18 protein-coding genes and 1 pseudogene are annotated in these 19,533 nt (G+C 68.4%); 12 read left to right on the plus strand and 7 right to left on the minus strand.

What is annotated here, in order from left to right:
- Positions 1-51: 51 nt before the first annotated feature.
- On the plus strand, positions 52-2,412 hold the full coding sequence (locus ASF53_RS06785) for a PAS domain-containing sensor histidine kinase (protein WP_056195887.1): 2,361 nt from the start codon (positions 52-54) through the stop codon (positions 2,410-2,412).
- Between the two features lie 6 nt (positions 2,413-2,418).
- On the opposite strand, the pseudogene puuE reads toward ASF53_RS06785, so the two are convergent.
- A pseudogene (gene puuE / locus ASF53_RS06790) lies at positions 2,419-3,330 on the minus strand (allantoinase PuuE); the annotation flags it as partial.
- Between the two features lie 243 nt (positions 3,331-3,573).
- On the opposite strand from puuE, the gene rocF reads away from it, so the two are divergent.
- The gene (gene rocF / locus ASF53_RS06795) at positions 3,574-4,500 is read left to right on the plus strand and encodes an arginase (protein ID WP_056195894.1); all 927 of its coding nucleotides are present in this window, start codon (positions 3,574-3,576) and stop codon (positions 4,498-4,500) included.
- Positions 4,501-4,564: 64 nt separating this feature from the next.
- On the opposite strand, the gene zwf is transcribed toward rocF, so the two are convergent.
- Positions 4,565-6,043, minus strand: a complete 1,479-nt coding sequence (zwf, locus tag ASF53_RS06800) for a glucose-6-phosphate dehydrogenase (protein ID WP_056195899.1) — start codon at positions 6,041-6,043, stop codon at positions 4,565-4,567.
- Positions 6,044-6,285: 242 nt separating this feature from the next.
- Positions 6,286-6,825, minus strand: coding sequence for a PilZ domain-containing protein (locus ASF53_RS06805; RefSeq protein WP_286134182.1), 540 nt, complete (start codon positions 6,823-6,825; stop codon positions 6,286-6,288).
- Between the two features lie 284 nt (positions 6,826-7,109).
- Between ASF53_RS06805 and ASF53_RS26250 the strand changes: the two genes are divergently transcribed.
- Entirely contained in the window at positions 7,110-7,271 is a 162-nt protein-coding gene (locus tag ASF53_RS26250) for a hypothetical protein (RefSeq protein ID WP_200943172.1), read from the plus strand.
- A 69-nt stretch (positions 7,272-7,340) separates the two neighbouring features.
- On the opposite strand, the gene cutA is transcribed toward ASF53_RS26250, so the two are convergent.
- Positions 7,341-7,664 (minus strand): divalent-cation tolerance protein CutA, encoded by a 324-nt coding sequence (gene cutA / locus ASF53_RS06810; protein ID WP_056195906.1) that lies wholly within the window; start codon positions 7,662-7,664, stop codon positions 7,341-7,343.
- A 105-nt stretch (positions 7,665-7,769) separates the two neighbouring features.
- Between cutA and ASF53_RS06815 the strand changes: the two genes are divergently transcribed.
- A complete protein-coding gene (locus ASF53_RS06815; protein ID WP_003604954.1) occupies positions 7,770-8,540 on the plus strand; it encodes an NAD kinase in 771 nt (256 codons plus the stop codon).
- 43 nt (positions 8,541-8,583) lie between these two features.
- Here ASF53_RS06815 and ASF53_RS06820 read toward each other — a convergent pair whose 3' ends face one another.
- On the minus strand, positions 8,584-8,811 hold the full coding sequence (locus ASF53_RS06820; protein WP_056196026.1) for a DUF1674 domain-containing protein: 228 nt from the start codon (positions 8,809-8,811) through the stop codon (positions 8,584-8,586).
- 89 nt (positions 8,812-8,900) lie between these two features.
- Here ASF53_RS06820 and ASF53_RS06825 point away from each other — a divergent pair, with 89 nt between their 5' ends.
- Positions 8,901-10,265, plus strand: a complete 1,365-nt coding sequence (locus ASF53_RS06825; protein ID WP_056195910.1) for an RsmB/NOP family class I SAM-dependent RNA methyltransferase — start codon at positions 8,901-8,903, stop codon at positions 10,263-10,265.
- A 59-nt stretch (positions 10,266-10,324) separates the two neighbouring features.
- Here ASF53_RS06825 and ASF53_RS26255 read toward each other — a convergent pair whose 3' ends face one another.
- Positions 10,325-10,489, minus strand: a complete 165-nt coding sequence (locus ASF53_RS26255; protein ID WP_200943173.1) for a hypothetical protein — start codon at positions 10,487-10,489, stop codon at positions 10,325-10,327.
- 306 nt (positions 10,490-10,795) lie between these two features.
- On the opposite strand from ASF53_RS26255, the gene ASF53_RS06830 reads away from it, so the two are divergent.
- Both ASF53_RS06830 and ASF53_RS06835 read left to right on the plus strand, forming a co-directional pair.
- The gene (locus tag ASF53_RS06830; RefSeq protein WP_200943174.1) at positions 10,796-11,869 is read left to right on the plus strand and encodes a hypothetical protein; all 1,074 of its coding nucleotides are present in this window, start codon (positions 10,796-10,798) and stop codon (positions 11,867-11,869) included.
- 368 nt (positions 11,870-12,237) lie between these two features.
- A complete protein-coding gene (locus tag ASF53_RS06835) occupies positions 12,238-13,431 on the plus strand; it encodes an aminotransferase class I/II-fold pyridoxal phosphate-dependent enzyme (RefSeq protein ID WP_056195914.1) in 1,194 nt (397 codons plus the stop codon).
- A 75-nt stretch (positions 13,432-13,506) separates the two neighbouring features.
- Here the strand turns inward: ASF53_RS06835 and ASF53_RS06840 are convergent, their stop codons facing one another.
- A complete protein-coding gene (locus tag ASF53_RS06840; protein WP_056195917.1) occupies positions 13,507-13,836 on the minus strand; it encodes a hypothetical protein in 330 nt (109 codons plus the stop codon).
- A gap of 345 nt (positions 13,837-14,181) precedes the next feature.
- Between ASF53_RS06840 and fabD the strand changes: the two genes are divergently transcribed.
- From fabD to mltG, 5 genes are all read left to right on the plus strand, one after another.
- Complete coding sequence (fabD, locus tag ASF53_RS06845) at positions 14,182-15,114, plus strand: ACP S-malonyltransferase (protein ID WP_056195922.1); 933 nt, start codon at positions 14,182-14,184, stop codon at positions 15,112-15,114.
- A 111-nt stretch (positions 15,115-15,225) separates the two neighbouring features.
- The gene (gene fabG, locus ASF53_RS06850) at positions 15,226-15,966 is read left to right on the plus strand and encodes a 3-oxoacyl-[acyl-carrier-protein] reductase (RefSeq protein ID WP_056195924.1); all 741 of its coding nucleotides are present in this window, start codon (positions 15,226-15,228) and stop codon (positions 15,964-15,966) included.
- Positions 15,967-16,229: 263 nt separating this feature from the next.
- On the plus strand, positions 16,230-16,466 hold the full coding sequence (locus ASF53_RS06855; protein WP_003599981.1) for an acyl carrier protein: 237 nt from the start codon (positions 16,230-16,232) through the stop codon (positions 16,464-16,466).
- 138 nt (positions 16,467-16,604) lie between these two features.
- Positions 16,605-17,867: a beta-ketoacyl-ACP synthase II gene (gene fabF / locus ASF53_RS06860; RefSeq protein ID WP_056195927.1), complete on the plus strand. Its 1,263-nt coding sequence runs from the start codon at positions 16,605-16,607 to the stop codon at positions 17,865-17,867.
- Between the two features lie 247 nt (positions 17,868-18,114).
- Complete coding sequence (gene mltG, locus ASF53_RS06865) at positions 18,115-19,530, plus strand: endolytic transglycosylase MltG (RefSeq protein WP_056195930.1); 1,416 nt, start codon at positions 18,115-18,117, stop codon at positions 19,528-19,530.
- The last annotated feature ends 3 nt before the right edge of the window (positions 19,531-19,533 follow it).

Genomic DNA, 19,533 nt, shown 5'->3' on the forward strand with positions numbered 1-19,533 from the left:
CGACGCGGCTCAGGCCAAGGCGCCGTTTCCAAACAGTGCAGAGGTGTCGATATGTCGGGGGCGGTGTCCGCGTCCCTGTCCGCGCGCGCGCGCGCGGACACGATCCTCGGGATCCAACGTACGACCGGCACTGCCCAGGCCCGCCTCATCCGGGCGGAAACGTGGCTTCGCTACGCGCTTCCGGCTTTGCTCGTCGTGTTCATGCTCACGCTGCTGGGCGTGGCGGCCCTGCAGATGCGCGGGCGCCACGACGAGGCGATGCGCGTGGCCACCCGAGAGGTCGAAGCCTTCGCGCGGCTTGCCGCGCTCGCTTTGTCGAACGCGTCGTCCGCCGACGAGACGCGGCTCGAGCGCGTGCTTCCGGTCCATCTCCTTCCGGCCGGCCGCGAGGTTCTGGTGATCGGCCCCGGCGGCCGGATTCGCGCCGCCTATCCCGCGCCGATTCCGGCCGAAACCTTCGCCGGGTATCTCGCCGAGGGTGAGCCCATCGCCATCCTCGGCGAGAGCGCCGGGGCGATGACCGTGAACCTCCAGGCCGGCGGACAGGCGGTCGTCGCGGCACGCCGCCTGTCCGACGGGATGGGCGAAGTCGCGGTCGTCCAGAGGTTCGAGCCGCTGGCCGACAATTGGTGGCGGATGTTCGGCCACCACGCGGTTTCCCTCTCGGCCATCGGCCTGGTGCTGGCGGGCATGGCCACCGCCTACATCCTGCAGACTCAGCGGGCGCAGGCGGCGGACGAGGTCTGCGATCTCGTCAAGCAGCGGCTCGACACGGCGCTCGGACGCGGACGCTGCGGCCTCTGGGACTGGGACATCGCCCGCGGCACGATCTTCTGGTCCGATTCGATGTACGCCCTTCTCGGCTACACGCCGGAGAAGGATCTCCTCTCCTTCGGCGACGTGAACGCCCTGCTGCATACCGAGGACGGCGATCTCTACAGCCTCGCCCGCCACCTCGCCGCGAGCCACGCCACCGTCGATCACGAGTTCCGTATCCGCGACGCAGCCGGCGAGTGGATCTGGCTGCGCACCCGCGCCGAGATCGTCGAGGATGCGGTCGATGGCAGCCGCCATCTCGTCGGCATCGCCATGGACGTCACCGAGCAACGCCGGCTTGCCGAGTTCACCGCCACCGCCGACATGCGCCTGCGCGACGCGGTGGAGGCCGTCTCCGAAGCCTTCGTGCTGTGGGATGCCAGCAACCGGCTGGTGCTGTGCAACTCGAAATTCCGCGACCTGCACGCCCTGGCCAGCGAGGATGCGGTGCCGGGCCGTCGCTACGACGAGATCATGGGGCGCGGCGCCCTCCCCCCCGTGCGCCGGGGCATTCCGGGTTCGGAACGCGGCCCGTCACGCACCTTCGAGGTGGAACTGACGGACGGACGCTGGCTCCAGGTCAGCGAGCGGCGGACCAAGGACGGCGGCTACGTCTCGGTCGGCACCGACATCACCAGCCTCAAGCGCCACCAAGAGCAGCTCGTCACCTCGGAGCGCGAGCTGATCGAGACGGTCAAGGATCTCAAACGGTCCCGCCGCACCCTGGAAATCCAGACGCAGCAGCTCGCCGACCTCGCCGAGCGTCACCTCGACCAGAAGGGCCGCGCCGAGATCGCCAATCAGGCCAAGTCCGAGTTCCTGGCCAATATGAGCCACGAGCTGCGCACGCCGCTCAACGCCATCATGGGCTTTGCCGAGCTGATGGAGAGCGAGGTCTACGGATCGCTCGGCTCACCGCGCTACGCCGATTATTGCCGCGACATCCAGCAGAGCGGCACCTACCTGCTCTCGGTCATCGACGACATCCTGCACATGTCGCGCATCGAGGCGAAGCGGGTGAAGCTCGTGCGCCGCGACATCAGCCTCGACACGGCGCTCGCCTCCGCGTTGAGCTTGGTCGCCAAGGAGGCGGCGAGCAAATCGGTCTCCATCGATCTCGAATTGGCCGGCACCCTGCACGTGCTGGCCGACGAGCGGGCGCTTCAGCAGATCCTGCTCAACATCATCCAGAACGCGGTGAAGTTCACCCCGGAACGCGGGCGCGTCGCCCTGCGCGGCCGATCCTGCAACGGCTTCGTCCACCTGTTCATCGGCGATACCGGCATCGGCATCCCGAAGGCGGCGATCTCCAAGCTCGGGCGGCCGTTCGAGCAGGTCGAGACCAACCTCACCCGCAGCTACAAGGGCTCCGGCCTCGGCCTCGCCATCGCCCGCTCCACCGCGGAATTGCATGGCGGATCGCTGCGCATCCGCTCCGAGGAAGGGGTCGGCACGCTGGTGCTGGTGCGTCTGCCGATGCCGACGCCCGAGCGCCTCGCCGAGGTCGCACGGGAGGCCCAGCGGGACACGCTCGCGGCGATCGGCGACATGGCCGGCGCGACCCGCGCCAAGGGCGACACGATCCCGGCCCTCTGAGGATCACTCCGGCGGGTGCATCGCGATCCAGTGTTGGGCGATGTCGATGCGGCGGGTCACCCAGACCCGGTCGTGGGCCGCGATGTGGTCGAGGAAGCGGAGCAATCCCGCCGCGCGTCCCGGTCGGCCGGCGAGCCGGCAATGCAGGCCGATCGACATCATCTTCGGCGCCGTCTCCCCCTCCGCGTAGAGCAGATCGAAGCTGTCGCGCAGGTAGGCGAAGAACTGCTCGGAGGTGTTGAAGCCCTGAGAGGTCGCGAACCGCATGTCGTTCGCGTCGAGCGTATAGGGCACGACGAGTTGCGGCCCCTTCGGTCCCGTCAGCCAGTAGGGCAGCTCGTCGGCGTAGGAATCGGCGAGATAGGTGAAGCCGCGCTCCATTGCCAGCGGCAGCGTGTGCTCCGAGAAGCGTCCGGTGTACCAGCCGAGCGGCCGGCTCCCGGTCACCTGCGTATGAAGACGGATCGCCTCGTCCATATGGGCGGCCTCCGCCTCGGGCTCGAAGACGGCGTAGTCGATCCAGCGCAGGCCGTGGCTCGCGATCTCCCAATCGGCCTCGCGCATGGCGGAGACGGCCTCCGGGTTGCGCTCCAGCGCCCGCGTCACGCCGAACACCGTCACGGGCAGTCCGCGCTGCGAGAAGATCCGCCACAGGCGCCAGAAGCCGGCGCGGGCGCCGTATTCGTAGACCGACTCGACGCTCAGGTTTCGCCGCCCCGGACAGGGCAGTGTGGGGACCACTTCGGTGAGGTAGGCCTCTGAGGCAGCATCGCCGTCGAGGATGCAGTTCTCGCCCCCCTCCTCGTAGTTCACGACGAATTGCACGGCGATGCGCGCGCCGTTCGGCCAGCGGGGATGGGGCGGGGTGCGGCCGTAGCCAGAGAGGTCACGGGGATAAGCAGGATCGGGTGTGCCCAAGGGATGATCTCCGAGACGGAACGCATTCTCACAAAGCAAGACGCGGGGAAGCAAGACACGCGTCACGGCCGCGATCGGCGGGGCACCTTCTCTACAGGGCGCAGGACCCGATGCGAGAGAATGGACCCGTCCTTGGCATCTTTTCGCGGCGCGTAAGACAAAGAGGGCGTCGGCCGGGCGCGGCGCGCAGCCGCGCCCGATCCGGCGATGATTTCAACCCGATCTGCTCAAACGGAAACCTCCATGCCCGCACCGTCCACCATCGATCTCATCGGTGCACCGATCGAGATCGGCACGAGCGAGCCCGGAGCCGTGATGGGGCCGGCGGCCCTGCGCACCGCCGGATTGGCGCGAGTGCTTCGGGATCTGGGCTTCACAATCCGCGACCAGGGCGACTTGAACCCCGACTGCGCGCCGGGCCAACGCGACTTCCCGGCGATCCGCGCTTGGATGATCGAGATTTCGCGGGCGGTGGAAACGGCCCTGGATGGCGGACACCTGCCGCTCGTGGCGGGCGGCGACCACAGCCTGTCGCTCGGCTCGATCGACGGGGCGCTGCGCCATTGCGGCCGCACCGGGCAGCCGGTCTTCGTGCTGTGGCTCGACGCCCATGCCGACTTCAACACCGTGGAGACCTCGCCCTCCGGCAATGTCCACGGCATGCCGCTGGCCGCCCTGTGCGGCGAGCCCGGTTTCGACGACCTGTTCGACGGGGGCGAGCGCCCGCTGCTCGATCCGCGGCGCATCCACCTGTTCGGCCTGCGCTCGATCGATGCCGGCGAGCGGGCCATCGTCACGCAGCGGCAGGTGAACGTCGTCGATATGCGCACCATCGACGAGTTCGGCGTGGTCGCGCCGCTGCGCCGCATCCTCGACCGGGTGGCGGCCGAGAACGGCCACCTGCATGTCAGCTTCGACGTGGACTTCCTCGACCCCGCCATCGCGCCGGGCGTCGGCACGACGGTGCCGGGCGGGGCGACCTTCCGCGAGGCGCATCTCATCATGGAGATGCTGTGCGATTCCGGGCTGGTCGGCTCCCTCGACGTGGTGGAGCTGAACCCCTTCCTCGACGAGCGCGGGCGCAGCGCCCGAGCCCTCGTCGAGCTGGTGGCAAGCCTGTTCGGCCGCCGCATCATCGACCGGCCGACCGAGCCGCCGCTGGAAGCGTGACCGACTTCGGCCGATCGGCTGACGTCAATCTGGCGTCAGCCGATTTACTCGTACCCCTGAGGCGTCAGCCGATTTCTTCATGCCAGGTGCGGCCGTCGCGCTCGATCAGGGCGATCGAGGCGGTCGGCCCCCAGCTTCCGGCGGCGTAGGGGCGCGGCGGGTCCGGACGGTCGGCCCAGGCCTTGAGCAGGGTGTCGGCCCAGGCCCAGGCCACCTCCACCTCGTCGCGGCGCATGAACAGGGTGGCGTTGCCGCGCACCACGTCCATCAGAAGCCGCTCGTAGGCATCGGGATAGCGCTGCTTGAACGTCTCCTCGAACGAGATGTCGAGATTGGTCGGGCGCAGGCGCATGCCGCCGGGGCCCGGATCCTTCGTCATCACTTCGAGCTTCATCCCCTCCTCCGGCTGGAGCCGGATGACGAGGCGGTTCGGCTCGCGCCCGAAGGCGTCGGTCGGAAAGATCGAGAAAGGCGAGGCGCGGAACTGCACCACGATCTCGGACAGCTTCTTGGGCAGGCGCTTGCCGGTGCGAACGTAGAACGGCACCCCGGCCCAGCGCCCGCTGCGCACTTCGAGCTTGAGGGCGACGAAGGTCTCGGTGCGGCTGGCGGCATTGCTGCCGAGATCGGTGTGGTAGCTCTCCACCGGCCGGCCGCTGACCGCGCCCGCCACGTACTGCCCCCGCACGGTCACGCTCTGCACATCGGCGGCGGTGATGGGTTTGAGGGCGCGCAGCACCTTCAGCTTCTCGTCGCGCACGGAGTTGGCGTCGAGCGAGATCGGGCTCTCCATCGCCGTGAGGCAGAGAAGCTGGAGGATATGGTTCTGCACCATGTCGCGCAGGGCGCCGGAGGTGTCGTAGTAGCCGCCGCGCCCCTCGACGCCGACCGTCTCGCCCACCGTGATCTGCACGTGGTCGATCACGTCGGCGTTCCAGAGCCGCTCGAAGATCGTGTTGGCAAACCGCAGGGCCAGCAGGTTCTGCACCGTTTCCTTGCCGAGATAGTGGTCGATGCGGAAGATCTGGCTCTCGGGAAACACAGCGCCGACGGCGTCGTTGATGGCGCGGGCCGACTTCAGATCCTTGCCGATCGGCTTTTCGAGCACGACGCGGCTGTTCTCGCCAATCAGCCCATAGCGGTCGAGGTTGCGGCAGATCGAACCGTAGAGATCGGGCGAGGTGGCGAGATAATAGGGCCGGATCCGGTCGGGCCGCTCGTCGAGCAGGCTCTTGAGGTCGTCCCAGCCCTCGTCGCCCAGGGCGTCGACCGCCACGTAGAACAGGTGATCGAGGAAGCCGGCGAGGCGCACGTCGTCGATCTCGGCCGCCGGCACGAAGCTCTTCAGGGCATCGCGGGCGTGCTCCCGGAACTCCTCCACGCTCATATGGCTGCGCGAGGCGCCGATGATGCGGCTCGTCTCCGGGATCTGGGCGTCGCGGTAGCGCTGGTAGAGGGCCGGGAGGAGCTTGCGCTGCGTCAGGTCGCCGGTTGCGCCGAACACGACGTAATCGAAGGGCGAAACGGGGATGATGGTGGCCAAGCGCGGCTCCCATGGTTCGCGCAGGATGGTTTCGCGCGGGATTCGAGGTGCCGGTCGGCGGCAGAAACGGCTCCTGCGGCCCCGCGGCTCGCACCCGAGAGGTTGCCGAAGCTCGGACGCCTCCGGCACCGTGGGTTATCGGTTCACGGCGATGCCTTGCAAGTGCGCTGCCGAACAAACGAGCCGGACGATCACCGCTGGGGCGCGTCTCTCATCGTCCGCAGAAGCGCGGCGCCATCGTCTCACTCGGGCGAGATGCGGCTGCGGCGCGAGCCGATGGAGCTGTAATTCGGGTTCGGGACCGGCTTCGCGGCCGACTCGGCGGCCGGTGCCTTCTTCTCTTCGACGACCGGCAGCTTGGCGATGCGCTCGATGCGCACGCCAGCGTAATTGCCCCGCCGCCACGCGAGATTGACCCGCAGCACGAAGTCCCGGCCGATGATTCTGATCATGAAGGCGGCGGGCAATTCATAGGCCGCCGGCACGCCGAGTTTGGCGCCGGATTTGGAGATATCCTTGATATTGCAGGGGATCTCGGTGCCGTCGAACAGCCGGATCAGTGCAATCCAGTTCGTGGATGTGCGTTCCTCGCGCCGCGCGATAAGCGCCGCCTCGACCTGCGCCGCAGCGTCGTCGGTTGTCAGCGCGAAGGGGAAATCGGCGAGCTGGGGCTGGGAATCCGGCATAGGGGCCCATGGCATAAGGCTTCTTGAATCGGACGTTACCGGCAAAGTGTTGATGCAACATGTGCACCGGGATTGATTTCCGTTGGCTGCGTGCATTTCGCTGCATCACAACCCGAAATCTCGCGAAGACGCGCCCCTCCCCTCACCCCGGGCAACCTGGACGCTGCCCTTCGCGCGGCGAAGCCTGCGTTGTATTCGAGACGAAATCGATTTCATTTTCGGCGATCGTAGCCGCACTGCAAAACAAGTCGGCTCTTCTTGCGGCGCAACAAAAATAGTGCGCCACGCAGAGCTCAAACCGGCTTGCAAGACAGGAACAACCGATTAACCTGCCTCCATCGTATCGCGTTCGAAGTTGACCCCAGGCAGGGAGAGGTCCCATGTCCGAGCTCATTCGCGTGAAACCGACCCAGGACGGCACCTACACCGTCTATCGCGGGTCGATGGCCCTGGTTTCGGGTCTGACGAGGCTGCAGGCCGAGCGCTACGAGGCGAGCATCGCTCACCGGCAGCGCGCGTTCTCACCCCTCCTCGGCGCCTGACGCGCCCGAGCGACGTTTCGAGGGCGCGGCGCCGGTGACGGGGTCCGCGCCCTTCGCATGTCGGCTCACTCAGCCGAGGCCGGTTTCCGCCTCGATCCAGGCGGCGGTGTCCGGATCGGCGCCTGAGACCGGCAAATGCAGGATGATCGGGGTTTCGTAAGGGTGGCGGTGCTTCAGTTCCGCCGCCAGCGCGTCGGCCAGCCCTTCCCGCGTCTTGAGGATCGCGACGACCTCCGTGCCGCGCTCGACCGCGCCTTTCCAGGCATAGACCGACTGCATTCCCGGAATCACGTTCACGCAGGCCGCAAGGCGGGCGCGCACGAGGGCCTCCCCGATCTCCAGCGCGGTCGGGGCATCGGGAAAGGTCGTGTAGACGAGGAGCGGTCGCTCCATGCTATGGCTCTCCCTCGGCAGGCCGGCGCCCGTTCGCGGGTGGTCGGCTCGAACCCCGAGTGAGACCGGCTCGGCCTCTTCCCGTCAACAGGGCTGACAGCACGGATGCCGCGTCGCTTCTCACGGATCGCCTTCGTGGCGAGCCCCACAGCCGATGCGCGGGAGGCAGCGGACCTGCTGATGCGCCGCTACGACCATGTCTCGCCCGAGGAGGCGGATGTCGTCGTCGCGCTCGGCGGCGACGGCCTGATGCTTCAGGTCTTGCACCGCTTCATGGACGCGCCCAAGCCGATCTATGGCATGAACCGCGGCACGGTCGGCTTCCTGATGAACGAGTTCCGGGAAGAAGGCCTGCTCGAACGGCTGGAGGCGACCAAGCGTTCGACGATCCACCCGATGACGATGATCGCCACCGACACGGAGGGGAACAGCCACACGGCGCGGGCGATCAACGAGGTCTACATGCTGCGCCAGACCCACCAGACCGCGAAGCTGCGGGTCTCGGTGGATGACCATGTGCGCCTGCCGGAACTCATCGCCGACGGCATCCTCGCGGCGACGCCTGCCGGTTCGACCGCCTACAACCTCTCGGTCGGCGGGCCGATCCTGCCGCTCAACGCGCATCTCTTGGCGCTGACGCCGATCTCGGCCTTCCGGCCCCGGCGCTGGCGCGGCGCCTTGCTGCCCAACCACGCGCGCATCCGCATCGACGTGATCGACGCCGAACACCGCCCCGTCGCGGCGGTGGCCGACCACACCGAGTTCCGCCGGGTCTGCACGGTGGAGACATGGCTCGACCACGCCACCGACCTCGTGCTGCTGCACGACCCCGGCCACAGCCTGGAAGAGCGCATCCTGCGCGAACAGTTCGGCTGATTCGCCCGACGGCCGGCGTCGGACGTTTTCGAGGCGTGTCCGGTCAGAAGTCGCTGGCGAGACCCTTCACTTCCCAATCCTCGTAGCGGACAGGCTCCAGGCCGCCGCGCCCGAGCCTTTCGGGCCGCTCGGCGATCTTGGCCGCGCGGGCGTCGATCGCGGCCCGCCGCTCGGCCGCTTCCGCCAGCGCGCGCTGCGCCGCCGGGGAAAGGGTGCGTGAGGCCGCATCCGGCTCCTTGGCATCCGCCTGCGTCATGCCGATCTCCTTCATCGCTTGCATACCTCGCCGACAGATGTGACTGCGTCGGCTCCGGGGCGAGACCCCGCCGATCCCTTTTAGCCCAGAACGGCCTTTTCCGCGTGGCACCGACCCCCGACCGCCGCCCGCCGCCCCCCTTCGATCCGTCGGTCCCCGGACTCGCGGCGCGCCATGCGGCGCGGGAAGCCGTGGCGACCTTGCTCGGGCCCGCACGCGGTTTGGCGCTCGAAGACGCGCTCGCCCAGGCCGCCCGCGGCGCGGGGCTGGATGCGGGAGAAGCCGGACTCGCTCGGGCGATCGCCACGGCGAGCTTCCGCCGCCTCGGCTTCATCAAAGCGGCACTCGCCGCCCGCCTGCGGGACGGCTTGCCGGAAGACCGGCCGCACCTCCTCGCTTTGCTGGTGACGGGCGCCGCGCAGATCCTCGATCTGGCGGTGGCCGACCACGCCGCGGTCGATCTCTCGGTACGCCTTGCGAAAGCCGATCCGCAGCTCCAGCACCTCGCGCCCCTCGTCAACGCCGTCCTGCGCCGGATCGCGCGGGAGCGTGATGAGATCCGGGCGCAGGAGAGCGATCCGCTCGCCCACAACACCCCGGACTGGCTCGCCCGACGCTGGCAAGCTGCCTATGGCGAGGAGGCCGCGCGCCGGATCGCCGTCGCGCATCTCGACGGCGCTGCGGTCGATCTCACGGTTCCGCGCGATCCGGAGATCTGGGCCGAGCGGCTCGGGGGCATCCAGCTCGATCTCGGATCGGTGCGGCTCGCCGAAGTGCGGCAGGCGGTGGCCGAGCTTCCCGGCTATGCGGAGGGCGCGTGGTGGGTGCAGGACGCCGCCGCCGCCCTGCCGGTGCGACTGCTGGCCCCGGTCTCGGGCGAGCGCGTCGTCGATCTCTGCGCAGCGCCCGGTGGCAAGACGGCACAGATGGCCGCTGCCGGCGCCACGGTGACGGCGGTGGACCGGTCCGCCATGCGGCTGGAACGCCTCGAGCGAAACCTCGCACGCCTCGGGCTGTCCGCCGAGGTGGTCACGGCCGATGCCCTCGCTTTGCCGGAGGACGCGCCCTTCGACGCGGTGCTGCTCGATGCGCCCTGCTCGGCGACCGGTACGATCCGCCGCCATCCCGATGTCGTCTGGACGAAGAGCGAGGCGGATGTCATCCGCTTGGCCGGCCTTCAGCGCCGCCTGCTCGACAAGGCCGCGCGGCTCACGCGCCCCGGTGGGCGCTTGGTCTACTGCACCTGCTCTCTGGAGCCGGAGGAAGGCAGCGCGCAGGTGGCGGCGTTCCTAGCTCGCAATCCGGATTTCGAGCGGATTGCGATCACGCCCGACCGGCTGTCCGGCCATGCCGAACTGATCGACGCCGCGGGCGACCTGCGCACCTTGCCCAGTCACGTCGTGGGCAGCACCGGTCGTGCGGGCGGTCTCGACGGGTTCTTCGCGAGCCTTCTGCGGCGGCGCGACTAAGCCCGGACGTGTGATCCTGTGATCCGGTCCTCCTGTGGGCCGGGCCCAGGACGCGCGACTCAGCCGCAATAGGCCTTCAGGCCGGCCCCGACCGTGGCGAGACCGGTCACGAGCGAGAGCCCGCCGGCCATCTCCAGCCGGGCCGTCCAGCCGGGAAAGCGCGGCGCCTGTCCGGCGAGAGCGACGCCGCAGGTCAAGCTCACGAGGCTGAGCAGTGCAATCATTCCTTGTCCCGATCGAGCGACCCGCGTGGCGCCGGTCCAGCCGTCATCAACACGGCTTTCCAGGGCGTTAACGCGCCCACCGCGCTGCCGGGCCTCCCCGCTACCCCCGTTTTCCACAGGTTCGCCGATCACCCCGGCAGACGGCGCGTGGCCGAACCGCCCCGGACGCGCTGAGGTTGCATAACTTTTGTTACACAATCCCCGTTAACCAACCGTTCAAGTGGGTAAACAAAGCCTTAGCAAGGTCCATCGAGTTGCGCTAAGTTTTTCAAGCACAACGAACTTCCCTCCCGTTTCGGCGGCTCCATGTCTCACGTGTCCAGCTTCTGGGTGCGCTCTCCCCTCATGCTTGCAGGCGCAGCAGGCTTCCTGATGTTCGGGACGGGAGCGGCCAGCGCCCACGTCAAATGGTTTTGCGCGTTCGACGTCGCCGGCCAGCCCCGCGGCCTCGAACAGGTTCTCTGCGCCGACTTCGAGCTTCTCACCGGATTGGCGCTCGTCTGCCTGATGTTCGGCTGCCTGATGGAAGGCACGCCGCTCGGCACCGCACTCCTCAACGCCCTGGACCGCGTCACCGCCTTCGCGCGGGTCAATAGCGGCCTGATCGTGCGGGCGGTGCTCGGCTTCTTCCTCGTCTCGCTCTGGAACCTCGGCGGCATCATCCTGACGCCGGAACTGAAGACCGACGCGGCCTGGATCCCGTGGCTTCAGCTCGCCATGGCCGCCGGGCTACTGTGGAAGCGCACCCTTCCGTTTACCGCCGCCGGTATCGTGTTCCTGTTCGGCTTCGCCGTCTGGAATTACGGCATCTTCCATCTCGCCGACTATCCGGTCTTCCTCGGAGTCGCCGCCTTCCTCGCCCTGACCGCCCTCGACCGCGACCTGTTCGGCCAGCGTCCGATCGACGTGGTGCGCATCGCCGCCGCGATCACCCTGATGTGGGCCTCGGTCGAGAAGTGGGCCTACCCGCACTGGACCGATCCGCTCATCGCCGCCAAACCGGCCATGACGATGGGCGCCTCGCCGGAACTCTTCATGCAGGCCGCCGGCATCATCGAATTCACGCTGGCCTTCGCCCTGATCTGGACGCCCCTGGTGCGCCGCGCCTCGGCGATCATCCTGACGGCGGTCTTCGTCTCGGCCATCGTCGAGTTCGGCAAGATCGACGCCATCGGGCACTCGGGCATCATCGCGGTGCTGGTCGCCATCGCCGCCGACGACGCCCGGGTCCCCGCCACCCGCCGGGACGTAGTTCTGGCGCCGGTCTATTATGCCAGCGCCCTGATGCTGTTCCTCGGCGTCTACTACTTCGCGCACGAAGCCCTGTTCGGCGACGGCTACGGGATCGGTGCGAGCATGACGGGGATTCCGGTGATCTGATCCGCCCCTGGACGCAGTTGTGCACGACGCTCGGGGGCGCCGCCTGGACAAGGGAGCGCCCCTGAACCGTTCGGGACGGCAAAACCCATCAGGAACGGCGGACAGCAGACCATCCCGGCCGCGCCAAAATGGTTTGCGAAAGATTTCCGGCAGGCTCGATTCACGTTTCGATAAGTTTAGCCGGTCCGGCGCCCCCTTCATCTCGGCAGTGAAGCGGGAAATCGGCGATCATTTCGAAATGGCCAAAGAAGCATTTCGTTAAATACGCGCCGATGCATTTTCCCTGGACCGTTGCCGTTTAACGCGATGGCAAGCCGCCCCCGCCGAAAGTCGGATCTCAAGATCGACGCGGCATCGGACGGGATGGCATGAGACATCGTGAACAGACCGACGCGACGGACCGGGATCGCACGGACGGCGTCCACCTTCTGCCGAAGGCCGCCTCGTTCGACGACCGCCCGCTCCGTGGGCTCGACTTCAATTCGCAGGATTGCCTCGGCCTCTCGACCCATCCGGAGATCGTGGCCACCGCCGCCGACACACTGCGCCGCTTCGGCGTGCGCAGCGTCTGCGCCGCGGCCGAGGCCGGCGATCCCGGTCTCTCGGTGGCGCTGGAACGCCGGATCGCCGACTTCCTCCAGATGGAGGAAGCCCTGCTCTGCGCGACCGGCCGTGCGGCGGCCCGCACCGTAATCCGCGGCCTCGTGCGCTCGACCGACCACGTGGTGATCGATGCTGCCATCCGGAGCGGCCTCCGGGAGAGCGCCGAGGCCGCGACCGCACATCTCCACCCGTTCCGCCATCTCGATGCCGAGCATTGCCACGAACGGCTCCGGGCGATCCGGGCGCGCGACTCCGAGAACGGCATCCTCGTCGTCACCGAGAGCCTGTCGCCCCTCGATTCCGGAACGCCGGACCTCGCCGAGCTGCGCACGCTCTGTGATCAGTACGGCGCGACGCTTCTCGTGGACGTCACCCAGGATCTGGGCTGCCTCGGCGAGGATGGCCGCGGCCATCTCGGCCTTCAGGACATGCTGGGCAAGGCCGACTTGGTCACCGGCAGCTTCTCGAAGTGCTTTGCCTCGAATGGTGGCTTCGTTGCCGCCCGCACCCGCGCGGTGACCGCCTGTCTGCGGACCGCCGAGGCCGAAGCCCAGGCACTCTCGCCGATTCAGATCGCGGTGATCCTCAAGGCCTTCGCCATCCTCGACGAGGCCGATGGGCGCGAGCGCCGCGCCCGGCTGATGCGCAACGTGCTCAACCTGCGCACGGCCTTGCGGGAGCGGGCGCTCACCGTCTGCGGCGAGCCCTGCACCACCGTCTCCGTCGCGATCGGCGCCGGGGAACTCGCCCGCCTCGCCGCACCGCGCCTGATCGAACTCGGCCTGCTGGTCGATCTCACCGCGTCAGCCGAGGCGAGCCGCCTACGGATGCACGTCACCGCCGAGCATTCCGATGCGGAGATCCAGCGCGCCGCGATCGGCGTCGCCGAGGCGCTGGATCGGGCGCGTGCCGATCTTGCCGAGCGCACACGCCGACCGAGCCTGCGCGTGGCCGCTTAGATCCCGGCTCCACTCAGACGGCGCCGGGAACGCCTGCCCCAAGAATCTCGCGACCGACGATTCGGGACGTGGGCCTCAGAGAATCATCCCACGCGCGTCCGCCTCGCTCTCGACGGTGTCGAGCAGCGCACGGGACGCGATCAGGCGGCGATCGATCATCGGGTCGGTGAGCCGGTCGATCCAGAGCGGCCATGTCGCCCGCGCCGCCGAGGTGCGATCCTCAAGATCGCTGCGGACGGCCCGCAGATAGGGCGCCGCGCCCGGACCGAGCCGATCGAGCGCGACACACAGGTCGCGGCGGAACTCGTGCGAAATTCGAGAGAGCCCGGCATGGGCGGTCTCGTAGGCACCGATCAGGGCATGGGCGTGCCCGACCGCCTCCTGGGGATACATTGTGCGGAACATGGCAGGTGTCTCGCAGGGCCCATCCAAGCGAGGGCCTTTCGATCAATGCGCGGAAATGGACCCGGTTCTGATCGCGACATCGATAATGTTCGAGGGGCCAAGCCAAGCTCGACCGTGATCGAAGGCCTGAATCCGCGGTCGAGCTTGGCTTTTCCGCCGCTCTGATCTTGTGCAGCGCATTGTTGACACCCGCCGCACGTGATGCGACTGCGCCGCACCTTAAACGGCGTTCCCGACGATCCGGGTGCTGCCAGTCCCTCTCGTGACTGTGCCGGTACCGCGTGACATCGGACGGGACACCGATCCGCCGGTGCATCCGTTCCGGCGCCGAGGCGACGGGACGACATGACGCGAGCGTTCATTTTTCCGGGTCAGGGCAGCCAGGCCGTCGGCATGGGCAAGGCGCTGAGCGAAGCCTTTCCCGCCGCCCGGCAGGTGTTCGAGGAGGTCGATGCGGCGCTCGGCCAGAACCTCTCGCGCCTGATGTTCGAGGGTCCGTCCGACGAGCTGACGCTGACGGCCAACGCCCAGCCGGCCCTGATGGCGGCGAGCCTCGCCGTGCTGCGCACCCTGGAGGCCGAGCGCGGCCTCGATCTGGCGCGCGATGCCGCCTTCGTCGCCGGCCATTCCCTGGGTGAATATTCGGCGCTCGCCGCCGCCGGCACCTTCTCGATTTCCGACACCGCCCGCCTGCTGCGGATTCGCGGCGAGGCGATGCAGCGGGCCGTCGCCCCGGGCATCGGCGCCATGGCTGCTCTGCTCGGGCCCGATCTCGCCACCGCCCGCGACATCGCCGGTGAGGCGGCACAGGGCTTGGTCTGCGATGTCGCTAACGACAACGGCGCGGGACAGGTCGTGCTCTCCGGCCACCGGGAGGCGGTGGAGCGGGCGATGGCGCTGGCCCAGAGCCGCGGCGTGCGCCGCGCTGTGCTCCTCAATGTCTCCGCTCCGTTCCATTGCGCGCTGATGGCGCCGGCCGCCGAAGCCATGCGCCGGGCGCTGGCCGAGGTGCCGATGCACGCCCCCGCCGTACCGGTCTTTGCCAACGTCACCGCCGGCCCGCTCACCGAGCCGGACGCGATCCGCAATGCACTGATCACCCAGGTCACCGGTACCGTGCGCTGGAGCGAGAGCGTCGCCGCCATGGCCGAGGCGGGCGTCGATCGCTTCTTCGAACTCGGCGCCGGCAAGGTGCTGACCGGCCTCGTCAAGCGGATTGCGCCGAGCGCGACCGCGAGCGCGATCGGCACGCCCGACGACGTCGCCGCCTACGCCTGAGCGTCTCTGGCGAAACGCCCGCCGCCGTCGTGCCCGGAGGGGCAGACGATCGGTGACCGGGCGTCTTGTGAGGCACTCCGAATTTCCACGACGACCAGAAGAGCCGCCACCATGTTCGACCTCACCGGCCGCAAGGCCCTCGTCACCGGCGCGACCGGCGGACTCGGCGGGGCGATCGCCCGGGCGCTGCACGCGCAGGGCGCGCATGTCGCGTTGTCCGGCACCCGCCGCGCGGTGCTCGATGAGCTGGCGGCGGAACTCGGCGGCGAGCGCGTCGCGGTGGTCGAGGCCAACCTCGCCGACACGGAGGCGGTGGAAGCGCTGCTTCCGGCGGCCGAATCGGCGCTCGGCGGCCTCGACATCCTGATCAACAATGCCGGCATCACCCGCGACAACCTCTTCATGCGGATGAAGGACGAGGAGTGGGAGGCGGTGCTTAACGTCAACCTGACCGCTGCCTTCCGCCTGTCGCGGGCCGCGCTCAGGGGCATGATGAAGCGCCGCCACGGCCGCATCATCGGCATCGGCTCGGTCGTCGGCGCCACCGGCAATCCGGGCCAGGGCAACTATGCGGCGGCCAAGGCCGGGCTGGTGGGCATGACCAAAGCTCTGGCGGCCGAAGTCGCGACGCGCGGGATCACGGTGAACTGCATCGCGCCCGGCTTTATCAGTTCGGCGATGACCGACGCGCTCAACGAGAAGCAGCGCGAGACGATTCTCACCCGCGTGCCCGCCGGTCGACTCGGCACGGGCGCCGAAATCGGGGCCGCCGCAGTCTATCTCGCCTCGGAAGAAGCGGGTTACGTGACCGGCCAAACGCTGCACGTCAATGGCGGCATGGCGATGTACTGAGAATGTCCACAAAGAGGTGTTCCAACCGGAAAACCACGGCGATGAACGCTTTCTGAACCGCCACTCGCCAGAGCGGAAACCCTGTGTTAACACCCGGCTCAGCCGTGCAGGGGAGTTGACGGTTCAGCGGGTTGCGGCTTTTTCCAAACCACGCGCGATCGAACACCGGCCGTCCAGAACAAGCCCCGAAGTGGGTGAGGCGGCCACGGCGCTTTCGTCAGAAGCACACACCATCACGATCGAGAAGACGAGGACCAACAACGATGAGCGATATCGCCGAGCGCGTGAAGAAGATCGTCGTCGAGCACCTGGGCGTCGAGCCTGAGAAGGTCACGGAGGCCTCCAACTTCATCGACGATCTCGGCGCCGACAGCCTCGACACCGTCGAGCTGGTGATGGCGTTCGAGGAGGAGTTCAACGTCGAGATCCCGGACGACGCGGCCGAGACCATTCAGACGGTCGGTGACGCGATCAAGTTCCTGGAAAAGAACTCCGCCTAAGGCGGTGGGCTTGTGCGGGCGGGGTCGATGAGGCTCCGCACGCCGTCACGTTTTGAACCAAGCGCCCTGCGGGACGGAACGGTCCTTCAGGGCAAAAGTGTCCCATAGGGACTTAAGCGGATCGGTTGGGATCGGGCCATGCGGCGGGTGGTGATTACGGGGCTGGGGATGGTTTCGCCGCTGGGTGGCAGCGTCGAGCATACCTGGAGCCGCCTCATCGCCGGTGACAGCGGCGCCTCTGCGGTCACCGCGTTCCAGACCGACGACCTCGCGTGCCGGATCGCCTGCACGCTGCCCTTCGGCGACGGCTCCAACGGCACCTTCAATCCCGATAAGTGGATGGAGGCCAAGGAGCAGCGCAAGGTCGATCCTTTCATCGTCTACGCCATGGTCGCGGCCGGCCAAGCGCTCGACGATGCCGATTGGCACCCGAAATCCGATGTGGATCAGGAAGCCACCGGCGTCCTGATCGGATCGGGCATCGGCGGCATCGGCACCATCTACGACGCCTCCGTGACCCTCCACGAGAAGGGTCCGCGGCGCATCTCGCCCTTCTTCATTCCCGGCCGAATCATCAACCTCGCCTCCGGGCAGGTCTCGATCCAGCACGGGCTGAAGGGCCCGAATCACGCGGTCGTCACCGCCTGCTCCACCGGCGCGCACGCCATCGGCGACGCCTCGCGGCTGATCGCACTGGGCGATGCCGACGTGATGGTGGCCGGCGGCACCGAGGCACCGGTCAACCGGCTGTCGCTGGCGGGCTTCGCCGCCTGCCGCGCGCTCTCGACCGGCTTCAACGACGATCCGACCAAGGCCTCCCGGCCCTACGACCGCGACCGCGACGGCTTCGTCATGGGCGAAGGCGCGGGCATCGTCGTGCTGGAAGAGTACGAGCACGCCAAGGCGCGCGGCGCCAAGATCTATGCCGAGGTGATCGGCTACGGCCTGTCCGGCGACGCCTATCACATCACCTCACCGGCTCCGGACGGCGATGGCGGCTACCGCTGCATGAAGGCGGCGGTGAAGCGCGCCGGAATCGACCCGTCCGAAATCGACTACATCAACGCGCACGGCACCTCGACGCCGCTGGGCGACGAGCTGGAGTTGAAGGCCGTCGAGCGGCTGCTCGGTGATGCCGCTTCCAAGGCGTCGATGTCGTCCACCAAGTCGGCCATCGGCCACCTGCTCGGCGCGGCCGGCGCGGTGGAAGCGATCTTCTCCGTGCTCGCCATCCGCGACGGCGTGATGCCCCCGACGCTGAACCTCGACAATCCGTCGGTCGAGACCGCGATCGACCTCATCCCGCACGAGGCCAAGCGCAAGCGCGTCGACACGGTTCTCTCGAACTCGTTCGGCTTCGGCGGCACCAATGCCTCGCTGCTGATGCGCCGGGTCGCGTAACGGCCGCCCGGGCAAGCTCGGCCTGAAGGCGCATCGAGTGCGGCGGCTCTGCCGCAGACAACGCCATTTCGCCACAAAACTGCTTACACTGCCTCACAAAACGCCCGGTCCACGAGCGAGCGTTTCGTGAGAGACACTCGAGGCTCCGCCCAGCGTGCCGCGGCGTCGTGCGCTTGCCCCTCGGGTCGAGCGACCGGCGCGGAACGCCCTGGACGGACCTTCGCGCAGGGCCACAGCAGGATTCCGGATGTTTCGCAGACGACAAGATCCGCCGTCTCCGCCGCCCGCTTCCGAGGAGCCGTCGCTGCCGAACCGGCCGTCGCCGCGCAGCCCGAGCGAGGCCATCAAGCCCACCGTCGCCCCGCCCCCGCCCGAGAAGCCTGAGCGCCGCCGCGGTGGCCTGCTCGCCACCATCAGCGGGTTCCTCACCCTCGGCGTCGTCCTCGCGCTCGGCGCCCTGATCGGCCTCACCCTGCTCAATCGCCAGGCCTCCGAGCCGGGGCCGCTCTCCGCCGACAAGGTCGTGGTGATTCCCAGCCGTAGCGGCACGTCGGAAATCGCCAGCATCCTCGCCCGTGAGGGCGTGATCGAGCATCCGACCCTGTTCGAGATGTCAGCCCGATTCGGCGGCAAGGGGCCGCTCAAGCATGGCGAGTACATGTTCAAGGCCCATGCGAGCGTGAAGGACACGATCGAGACCCTGACCAACGGGCGTCAGGTCCAGCACGCCATCACCTTCCCCGAGGGGCTCACCTCGGAGCAGATCGTGGCCCGGCTCGGGGAGAACGACATCCTCTCGGGCGAGATCGCCGAGACGCCGCCGGAGGGCTCGCTTCTCCCCGACACCTACAAGTTCGAGCGCGGCGCCACCCGCCAGCAGATCCTCAACCTGATGCGCTCCAAGCAGCGCGAGGTGCTGAACCAGATCTGGCAGCGCCGCAGCCCCGAAGTGCCGGTCAAGACCCCGGCCGAGATGGTGACGCTGGCCTCCATCGTCGAGAAGGAGACCGGCCGCGCCGACGAGCGCCCGCGGGTGGCGGGCGTGTTCGTCAACCGGTTGCAGAAGCGGATGAAGCTGCAATCCGATCCGACCATCGTCTACGGCTTGGTCGGCGGGCGCGGCACCCTCGGGCGCGGCATCATGCGCTCGGAGATCGAGCGGGCGACCCCGTACAACACCTACGTGATCGAGGGCCTGCCGCCCGGCCCGATCGCCAATCCGGGCCGCGCGGCTCTGGAAGCGGTCGCCAACCCGTCGCGCACCAAGGATCTCTTCTTCGTCGCCGACGGCACCGGCGGCCACGCCTTCGCCGACACGCTGGAGGGTCACCAGCGCAACGTCACCCGCTGGCGGCAGGTCGAGCGCTCCCGCCAGCAATCGCAGCCGGCGGATCCGGGCGCGGTCGACAAGGTCGATCCGAACACCGCCGAGCCCAATGCCGGGCAGCCCTCCGGCCAGCCCGGCGCCACTCCCGGCCGCGCCTCGGCCTACGCGCCGGGTTCGAACTCGGCCTTCGCGCTCGACGGTGCCACCGATGGCGGCGCGGGCGGCCCGCGCCCGAAGGCCTTCGACGCCTCCGAGGGCACCCGCCTCGATCCCCTGCGCAACAAGACCTACGACCTCGGCTCACCCAAGACGGTGCCGGCGCTCCGCAACCCGTAACGG

It is taken from the genome of Methylobacterium sp. Leaf123, from assembly GCF_001423405.1.
GTDB lineage: Bacteria > Pseudomonadota > Alphaproteobacteria > Rhizobiales > Beijerinckiaceae > Methylobacterium.

Excerpts from the sequence above, each read along its gene's own strand:
- ASF53_RS06820 (WP_056196026.1), bottom strand. The coding sequence starts at position 8,811 with ATGAAGGAGATCGGCATGACGCAGGCGGATGCCAAGGAGCCGGATGCG.
- rocF (WP_056195894.1), top strand. The coding sequence starts at position 3,574 with ATGCCCGCACCGTCCACCATCGATCTCATCGGTGCACCGATCGAGATC.
- ASF53_RS26250 (WP_200943172.1), top strand. The coding sequence starts at position 7,110 with ATGTCCGAGCTCATTCGCGTGAAACCGACCCAGGACGGCACCTACACC.
- ASF53_RS06835 (WP_056195914.1), top strand. The coding sequence starts at position 12,238 with ATGAGACATCGTGAACAGACCGACGCGACGGACCGGGATCGCACGGAC.
- fabG (WP_056195924.1), top strand. The coding sequence starts at position 15,226 with ATGTTCGACCTCACCGGCCGCAAGGCCCTCGTCACCGGCGCGACCGGC.
- fabF (WP_056195927.1), top strand. The coding sequence starts at position 16,605 with ATGCGGCGGGTGGTGATTACGGGGCTGGGGATGGTTTCGCCGCTGGGT.
- cutA (WP_056195906.1), bottom strand. The coding sequence starts at position 7,664 with ATGGAGCGACCGCTCCTCGTCTACACGACCTTTCCCGATGCCCCGACC.
- ASF53_RS06840 (WP_056195917.1), bottom strand. The coding sequence starts at position 13,836 with ATGTTCCGCACAATGTATCCCCAGGAGGCGGTCGGGCACGCCCATGCC.
- fabD (WP_056195922.1), top strand. The coding sequence starts at position 14,182 with ATGACGCGAGCGTTCATTTTTCCGGGTCAGGGCAGCCAGGCCGTCGGC.
- ASF53_RS06855 (WP_003599981.1), top strand. The coding sequence starts at position 16,230 with ATGAGCGATATCGCCGAGCGCGTGAAGAAGATCGTCGTCGAGCACCTG.
- ASF53_RS06805 (WP_286134182.1), bottom strand. The coding sequence starts at position 6,825 with ATGCACGCAGCCAACGGAAATCAATCCCGGTGCACATGTTGCATCAAC.
- ASF53_RS06785 (WP_056195887.1), top strand. The coding sequence starts at position 52 with ATGTCGGGGGCGGTGTCCGCGTCCCTGTCCGCGCGCGCGCGCGCGGAC.
- mltG (WP_056195930.1), top strand. The coding sequence starts at position 18,115 with ATGTTTCGCAGACGACAAGATCCGCCGTCTCCGCCGCCCGCTTCCGAG.
- ASF53_RS06815 (WP_003604954.1), top strand. The coding sequence starts at position 7,770 with ATGCCGCGTCGCTTCTCACGGATCGCCTTCGTGGCGAGCCCCACAGCC.
- ASF53_RS26255 (WP_200943173.1), bottom strand. The coding sequence starts at position 10,489 with ATGATTGCACTGCTCAGCCTCGTGAGCTTGACCTGCGGCGTCGCTCTC.
- ASF53_RS06830 (WP_200943174.1), top strand. The coding sequence starts at position 10,796 with ATGTCTCACGTGTCCAGCTTCTGGGTGCGCTCTCCCCTCATGCTTGCA.